Raw genomic sequence first — 6,768 nt, forward strand, 5'->3', positions numbered from 1 at the left:
GCCCTGTGAGATCAGCACGTCTGCCTGACGTAGCTTCGCGACGATCTCCTCGGGCTTCGGGGGCTTTGCCATCTTGTCCGTCCTCCAGGCTCAAAAGCCATACCAAAGGGCGGACCACTTCAATGGGGGCTGACCATAACAATGGCATGGTCTCGCAGACCGGCATGGGAAACGTCGCCGCGCTCTATCAGCAAGGGCAGGGCAATGTCGCCGTGATCTCGCAGACCGGCCGCTCGCGCTGAGATTTCATGACCACGATCGTGTATCGACGATTTCGTCCGTCCGAATCGTGACTTGATGCGACCTATTCCGTTTGATGGCCGTCTCGGGGCAACGGTCGTCAAAAGCGCTTCGGACCTTCCACATCCACGCTAGAGTGCGGAGCGGATTCCCGGCGTCTGAAGATCGCGGCTCGTGTAGGCGGCGTTCCCTAAGCTAAATCAATGCGATTTTCGCGAAACGTGTGATTCAGGTGGACACGCTTGAGAACCTTCTTGCAGACCCAGGGATTGTGCGGTTAGAAGCCGTCCTTGGTCCACGCGAACTGCCGAACAGGCGGCTGTTCGGCACCCAAGACTTCGTGCGATGGCTAGATGGGCAAGTACGCCAGCAAGAACCGTCGCCAAGCGGAGCCGAAACGACACCACTCGAACAGATCGACGACCTCTTTCACCGATATTCGACGGGCGGCTTCCTGGCTCATCGCCGGGAATTTCGTTGTGTCAAAGTCGAAAAAATCCTGTATGGGAATTAAAGACCGTAGACGTTCGAATATTCGGCTGGTTCCCGGCAAGAGACTGCTTCGTGTGTGTTTTTGGAGATTTTGCTGATCGCGTAAAAGATCATGATCTCTATCGCGGCTATCGCCTCGAAATTCGGCGGATGCGACGCGAGATGGGGATCAAAGAAGATCTTTGCGGGATGGGGGGGCGCCGAGTGACGTCATATCATTTTAGGACCAACGGCCGGTCCCGATCGGCGGGACGCCTGATCGGTCGCGTGCGCAGCGAGCTGCTCCAGGCCTTGCTGGAAGAACGCACGGCATCGGGCGCCTCCATCCAATCCGTCGCCGACAAGCTCCTTCTCGAGCGCTCGGTCATCAACGGCCAGCTTTCCGGGCATCAGCAGCTCTCGCTTCGACTGATCGCCGATCTGGCTTGGGCCCTGGATCGCGAGATCGTCTTCGAGATCCGCAAGGTCGAGCGGCAGGCGGGCCAGAACTCTCCCCCGGAAGTGTCCACGGCGATGTCTCGCGCACCGACCCTGGTCGGCGTTTCGCGCACCCTGACGTCGACGCTGCCGCCCAGCCGCCAGATCCACGTGCGACCTCGGCAGGCGAGGCAGAAAAGCGCCTCCACATGAAGCGCCATGGATTCTCGATCTTCTGCGACGACATTCGTAACGAGGTGGGCGGAAAGCTGAGCTTCATCGGGTGCTACAATTCGGTCATGTTCGCCTCTCCGGACATGCCGTTCATCCTGCCGAAGTTCTGCATCCATACGCATGTGATCTCGTCGGCCGAGCACCCGCTCTCCTCCGTCCTGCTACGCTGCTACGTGCCCGGCCTCGAGGATCCGATCATCGAGGAGCCGGTGGAGACGCCGCCCATCGCCGAGCAGCGGAAGCTCGTTTCCGCGCTCGAATCCGGCAGCACGGCGCCGCGATACATCGTGGCGTCGGCGAGCCTGATCCTCTCGCCTTTCGAGATCTTGAGCACGGGCCTCATCAGCGTCCGCGCCGTCCTGGGCGACATGGCGGAAGAACTCAGCCTCGGATCGTTGAGGGTGGTCGTCGCAGACTAGGTGTTTGATCCCACGGTGTGGTGATACGGTTGAGCACCATGCTGCCAGCGATGCGCTCTGGCCCAGGTTCTTCATGGAAGGCCGAGGCGGACTTGTCGATCGCGATGCCGAGCGGAATCTTCCGCGGATCGACCAAGTCAGGATCGATGCTCGCGGCCTCGATGCGGCCACGGAGCACCGCGGTCCTTCCTGATGCGAGGCATTGGTCTTCGAGCGGTGTCCTGAGCCATTTCTCGGCCCTCCAATTCACGATCTCAGATGGGGATCGGGATGCGGACCCGACATCGAGGGCTGGCCAAAACCTCGATCCCGGCGCGCGCACGGACTCCGAATGACCCCGATCGCGGTTTTTCCTCCCCACGGTCCCAGCCTTCTGGCCTACTCCTCTCTTGCTGTGGTCGAGGGTCTCGCACGATGAGGTCGGCGACGGCTTGGTCGTGCACCGTGATGGGGAACCGCGATCATCTGCAGCGCTTGGCCTTCCTGCCGGCATGAGGTCCGGCGGGAGAGCAGCATGTCGAGCGACACCCACAAGCATCAGGAACTGCTCAGCGCTTTGAAGGCCGCGCAGGGCAAAGGCGACGGCTCCTTCGAGCAGGCCGTGACGAATGCCTTCGAGCACGTCTTCGAGCACCTCGATCGACTGAACTCGCACGTGTCGCTCGGCGGACCGGAGGGGGACGAGCGTCATCTCAAGACCGGTGAGTCGCCGACGCTGCGATAAGCTCCGGGCCCTGACTTCCGATTCGGAGTCGGGGCCGTCGTCCCTGCCTTCCTCTCGATGGCGCCGGTCGTCATGCGACGTGACCGAGCCCAGGGCCGACAGCGAGTTCGTCGACCAGGATGCTCACGATCCGCATCGGTCGGTCCGTCGTCGGTCGCCTCGCACAGGATGGCGAGCGGGGACGGCCGCACACCGGCGGCGCGAAGATCGCCGAGGATCCCTGCCGACCAGGGCACTCGGAACCATCGGGGTGTGCGGCTGGTCCAGCGCAACGGCTATCGTGACCGGGACTGGCAGACGCGGGCCGGGACCGTCGAACTGCGCATCCCGAAGTTGCATAGGGGGGCGTGCTTCCCGGCTTTCTTGATCGTCTCGGCGGCGGTGATCGTGAGCACCGACGGCCGACGCGAGGTGCGCGGCATGGATGTCGGCCCCTCCGAGGCCGAGACGTTCGGGACAGCCTTCCGCAAGCTCGCCCGGCGGGGGCTGCGCGGGGTCAAGCCGGTGATCTCGGACGCCCACGAGGGCATCAAGGCATCGGTGGCCCAGGTGATGAGCGCAACCTGGCAGCACTGCCGCATCCACTTCCGGAGGACGGGGCTCGCCCAGGCCGGCCGCTCAGGTCTTCGATGCGCTTTGCGGGGCTCTGATTCCTCGGGGCGCGTTCGAGCCACGGTCCTGCGGTCAGCTCCAAGACTTCAAACGACGGACGACGCGGTCCGGGCGGCCTCCGGACTCACCCCCAGGCGCCGCTCCGCGCGCGGGCGCGCATGGCCTCGATGAACACGCGGACGCTCGGCAGGTGCGCGCGGCTGGCGTCGAACAGCAGGTGGATCGGCACGGGCGGCGGCGCGTGCGCGTCGAGCACGCTGCACAATCGGCCCGCGGCGAGGCCCTCGGCCGCCTGGTAGCTGAGGACGTTCGCGAGCCCGAGCCCGGCCGCGGCGGCGGCCAGCTGGGCATCGATCGAGGTCACGGTCAGCCGCGGCGCGACGGCGACGCCCTGCGACCGCGGGCCGAAGCGCCAGTGCGAGCCGGTTCGGACGTTGTCGCCGGCGATGATGTCGTGCTCGGCGAGCGCCTTCGGGTCGGCCGGCCGCCCGCGCGCGGCGCAGTAGGCCGGGCTCGCGACGATGACCTGCCGCACCGTGCCGAGGGCGACCGACCTGAGGCGGCTGTCGCGCGGCTCGCCGATGCGGACCGCCACGTCGATCCCCTCCTCGACCAGCCGGATGTTCCGGTCGAGCAGCATCAGCCGCGCCGACACCGGCCGGTGCCGGGCGAGCAGGTCCGCCACCACGGGGAGGACGTGCAGGCGGCCGAAGACGACCGGCGCCGTGATCTGCAGCTCGCCGTGCGGCGCCGCCTGGCGCCCCATCACGACGTGCTCGGCATCCTGCAGCCGCATCAGGATCTCGCGGGCGCGATCCAGGAGGGCGGCGCCCTCCTCGGTCAGCGCCACGCTGCGGGTCGAGCGCCGGAATAGCGGCACGCCGAGATGCCGCTCGAGGGCGGCGATGGTCCGCGTCACCGCGGGCGGCGAGTGGCCGAGATGGCGGGAGGCGGCCTTGAAGCCGCCCCGCTCGGCCACCGCGACGAAGGTGGTCAGCGCCGCGAAGCGGTCCACGCGATCATTCCCGAAAACGAAATTCTGAACTGCGAAGGTGATGGATTATCGCCGCCGCGTGAAGCCGCTACCTCTCCGGCATGCCCGGTACCTACTTCCACCACCTGTTCGGCGAGACGGCGCGCACGCTCCAGGCGCGCGCCGGCTCCCGCGCCAGCTACGCCAGGCGGGAGGCCTCGTCCGCCGACGGGCGCGATGCGCTGACCGAGCGCGAGCACGCCTTCCTGCAAGCGCGCGACAGCGTCTACCTGGCGAGCGTCGGCCCCGAGGGCTGGCCCTACATCCAGCATCGCGGGGGGCCGGCCGGCTTCGTCCGGTCGCTGGGCGAGAACCGGATTGGATTCGCCGACTACCCCGGCAACCGGCAGTACATCTCGCAGGGCAACGTGATCGAGCGCGGCCGGGTGGCCCTGTTCGCGATGGACTATCCGGCCCAGCGCCGGCTCAAGCTCATCGGCCACGCGCGCATCGTCGCGGCGGCCGAGGATCCCGATCTCGTCGCGCGGGTCTCGCATCCCGCGGCGCCGCCGGCCGTGGCCGCGTTCGTGATCGACGTGGTCGGCTTCGACTGGAACTGCCCGCAATTCATCGCGCCGCGCTTCACGCGCGCCGAGATCGAGGCCGAGCTCGGGCCGCTGCTCATCGAGAACGCGAACCTGCGCGCCGAGCTGGCGCGCCTCAAGGGAGCCTCCGCATGACCGAGCCGTCGACCCGTGGCGTGCATCATGTCGGCCTCGCCGTGCCGGACCTCGATGCGGCCGAGCGCTTCTTCGTCGACGCGCTCGGCTGGCGCGTCGCCGGCGGCGTGCCGTCCTACCCCGCCGTGTTCGTCTCCGACGGCGCGATCCTCGTGACGCTGTGGCGGATCGCCGATCCGGAGGCCGCGGTGCCGTTCGACCGCCGCGCCAACGTCGGGCTGCATCACCTCGCCCTCAAGGTCGCCGACCGCGCGGCGCTCGCCGCCGCCTACGACCGGGTGCGCGGCCATCCGGGGACGACGATCGAGTTCGCGCCCGGCCCGATGCGGGAGGGGTCCGAGACGCACCACTTCATCGGCACGATGCCGGGCGGCGTGCGCCTCGAATTCGCCACGGCGTAGGACCGTTCCTGTCGCCAGGCCGGCTTTCACGTCGGCGCCCTGCACTCTCGGACCGAACGGCGGGAACCTCGTCCCATGGCCTTGCCGACGCCTGCCCGGCCTCGAACGCTTCCGCACGGCGATCGCGCCGGCGCCGACGACAGACGGACGGCCCGGCGCGCGGTCGCCTCGGCCTCCTGCGCCAGCCTGATCGGGATCGGGCTCGCGCGGTTCGCCTATACGCCGCTGCTTCCGGCGATCATCGACGGCGGCTGGTTCGAGGCCTCGACCGCGGCCTATCTCGGGGCGGCCAACCTTGCGGGTTATCTCGCCGGCGCCCTGCTCGGGCGGCCGCTCGCCGCCCGCACCCGCGTTCCCGTGGTGCTCCGCGCGATGATGGTGGTGGCGACCGCGGCGTTCTTCGCCTGCGCCTACCCGCTGAACGTCGCGTGGTTCTTCGCCTGGCGCTTCGCGTCGGGCTTTGCCGGAGGCGCGCTGATGGTGCTGGCCGCGCCCGCCGTGCTTCCGCACGTGCCGCCGGGCAAGCGCGGCCTGGCCGGCGGCCTGATCTTCATGGGCATCGGCGTCGGCATCGCGGCGTCGGGGACGCTCGTCCCGCTCCTCCTGCGCGGCGGGTTGCAGCAGGCCTGGTTCGGCCTCGGCGCGCTCTCCTGCCTGCTCACCGTCATCGGCTGGCGGGGCTGGCCGTCCGAGGCTCCGGCGGCAGTTCGGCCGGTTGCCGGTGCCGAGCCGTCGCGCGCGCCAGGCCGGGCGGCGCTGCGGGCGCTCTACGCGGAATACGCGCTCAACGCGGCCGCGTGGGTGCCGCACATGCTCTTCCTCGTCGACCTCGTCGCGCGCGGCCTCGGGCAGGGCATCCAGGCCGGATCGCACTATTGGGTGCTGTTGGGGCTCGGCGCGACGGTCGGCCCGATCCTCGTCGGGCACCTCGCCGACCGGACCGGCTTCGGTCCCGCGCTCCGGCTCGCCTTCCTGGTCGAGGCCGGCGCGATCGCGATTCCGGCCCTCGGCCTCGGCCCGTCGTGGCTGATCCTGTCGAGCGTCGCGGTCGGCGCCTTCGTCACCGGAACCGTGCCGCTCATGCTCGGCCGCATCGGCGAGCTCATGCCCGGGGAGCCGGAGCGGCAGAAGGCGGCCTGGAGCGTCGCCACCGTGGCGTTCGCGCTGTTCCAGGCCGGCGCCGCCTACGGGCTGTCCTTCGTCTTTGCGCACACGGCGGGCAACTACACGCTGCTGTTCGCGCTCGGCACGTCCGCGATGGTGCTGGCGCTCGCCATCGACCTCGGCACGGCGCTGGCGACGCCGCGCCCCGCCTCCCCCGCCCGTCCCTGAGGCTGGCGCCCGAGTCCGGCGGAGTTGAGCGTCCGTGCCGCATCGCAGCCGTGCCGAACGCGGGGCGAGCGGCGCCGCCGCACGATCTCGCGGCGATCGCTCAGCCCGAGGCTTCGTTCGCTCCCGGTTCGATCGACGGCGGGTCGGGCTCGCCGGCGGCCGCGATGGGCAGGCCGGTCGCGCC

General features: G+C 68.9%; 7 protein-coding genes and 1 pseudogene. 7 read left to right on the forward strand and 1 reads right to left on the reverse strand.

What is annotated here, in order from left to right; genetic code table 11:
• The first annotated feature begins 999 nt into the window (after positions 1-999).
• From FV230_RS22395 to FV230_RS22410, 4 genes and pseudogenes are all read left to right on the forward strand, one after another.
• Positions 1,000-1,362: an XRE family transcriptional regulator gene (locus FV230_RS22395; protein WP_147843974.1), complete on the forward strand. Its 363-nt coding sequence runs from the start codon at positions 1,000-1,002 to the stop codon at positions 1,360-1,362.
• On the forward strand, positions 1,359-1,802 hold the full coding sequence (locus FV230_RS22400) for a hypothetical protein (protein ID WP_147843975.1): 444 nt from the start codon (positions 1,359-1,361) through the stop codon (positions 1,800-1,802). Before FV230_RS22395 ends, FV230_RS22400 begins: the two co-directional genes overlap by 4 nt.
• A gap of 514 nt (positions 1,803-2,316) precedes the next feature.
• Complete coding sequence (locus FV230_RS22405) at positions 2,317-2,526, forward strand: hypothetical protein (RefSeq protein WP_147727535.1); 210 nt, start codon at positions 2,317-2,319, stop codon at positions 2,524-2,526.
• A 252-nt stretch (positions 2,527-2,778) separates the two neighbouring features.
• Positions 2,779-3,147 (forward strand): annotated as a pseudogene (locus tag FV230_RS22410) (transposase); the annotation flags it as partial.
• 115 nt (positions 3,148-3,262) lie between these two features.
• Here FV230_RS22410 and FV230_RS22415 read toward each other — a convergent pair.
• Positions 3,263-4,153: a LysR family transcriptional regulator gene (locus FV230_RS22415; RefSeq protein ID WP_147843976.1), complete on the reverse strand. Its 891-nt coding sequence runs from the start codon at positions 4,151-4,153 to the stop codon at positions 3,263-3,265.
• An 80-nt stretch (positions 4,154-4,233) separates the two neighbouring features.
• On the opposite strand from FV230_RS22415, the gene FV230_RS22420 reads away from it, so the two are divergent.
• From FV230_RS22420 to FV230_RS22430, 3 genes are all read left to right on the forward strand, one after another.
• A complete protein-coding gene (locus FV230_RS22420) occupies positions 4,234-4,851 on the forward strand; it encodes a pyridoxamine 5'-phosphate oxidase family protein (RefSeq protein WP_147843977.1) in 618 nt (205 codons plus the stop codon).
• Complete coding sequence (locus FV230_RS22425; RefSeq protein ID WP_147843978.1) at positions 4,848-5,252, forward strand: VOC family protein; 405 nt, start codon at positions 4,848-4,850, stop codon at positions 5,250-5,252. Before FV230_RS22420 ends, FV230_RS22425 begins: the two co-directional genes overlap by 4 nt.
• A gap of 75 nt (positions 5,253-5,327) precedes the next feature.
• Positions 5,328-6,584, forward strand: coding sequence for a YbfB/YjiJ family MFS transporter (locus FV230_RS22430; protein WP_147843979.1), 1,257 nt, complete (start codon positions 5,328-5,330; stop codon positions 6,582-6,584).
• Positions 6,585-6,768: the final 184 nt, after the last annotated feature.

The organism is Methylobacterium sp. WL6, from assembly GCF_008040095.1.
Lineage (GTDB): Bacteria > Pseudomonadota > Alphaproteobacteria > Rhizobiales > Beijerinckiaceae > Methylobacterium.

What these genes read in the sequence shown, in the direction of transcription:
- FV230_RS22400 (WP_147843975.1), top strand. Translation starts at nt 1,359, where the DNA reads ATGAAGCGCCATGGATTCTCGATCTTCTGCGACGACATTCGTAACGAG.
- FV230_RS22405 (WP_147727535.1), top strand. Translation starts at nt 2,317, where the DNA reads ATGTCGAGCGACACCCACAAGCATCAGGAACTGCTCAGCGCTTTGAAG.
- FV230_RS22420 (WP_147843977.1), top strand. Translation starts at nt 4,234, where the DNA reads ATGCCCGGTACCTACTTCCACCACCTGTTCGGCGAGACGGCGCGCACG.
- FV230_RS22425 (WP_147843978.1), top strand. Translation starts at nt 4,848, where the DNA reads ATGACCGAGCCGTCGACCCGTGGCGTGCATCATGTCGGCCTCGCCGTG.
- FV230_RS22430 (WP_147843979.1), top strand. Translation starts at nt 5,328, where the DNA reads ATGGCCTTGCCGACGCCTGCCCGGCCTCGAACGCTTCCGCACGGCGAT.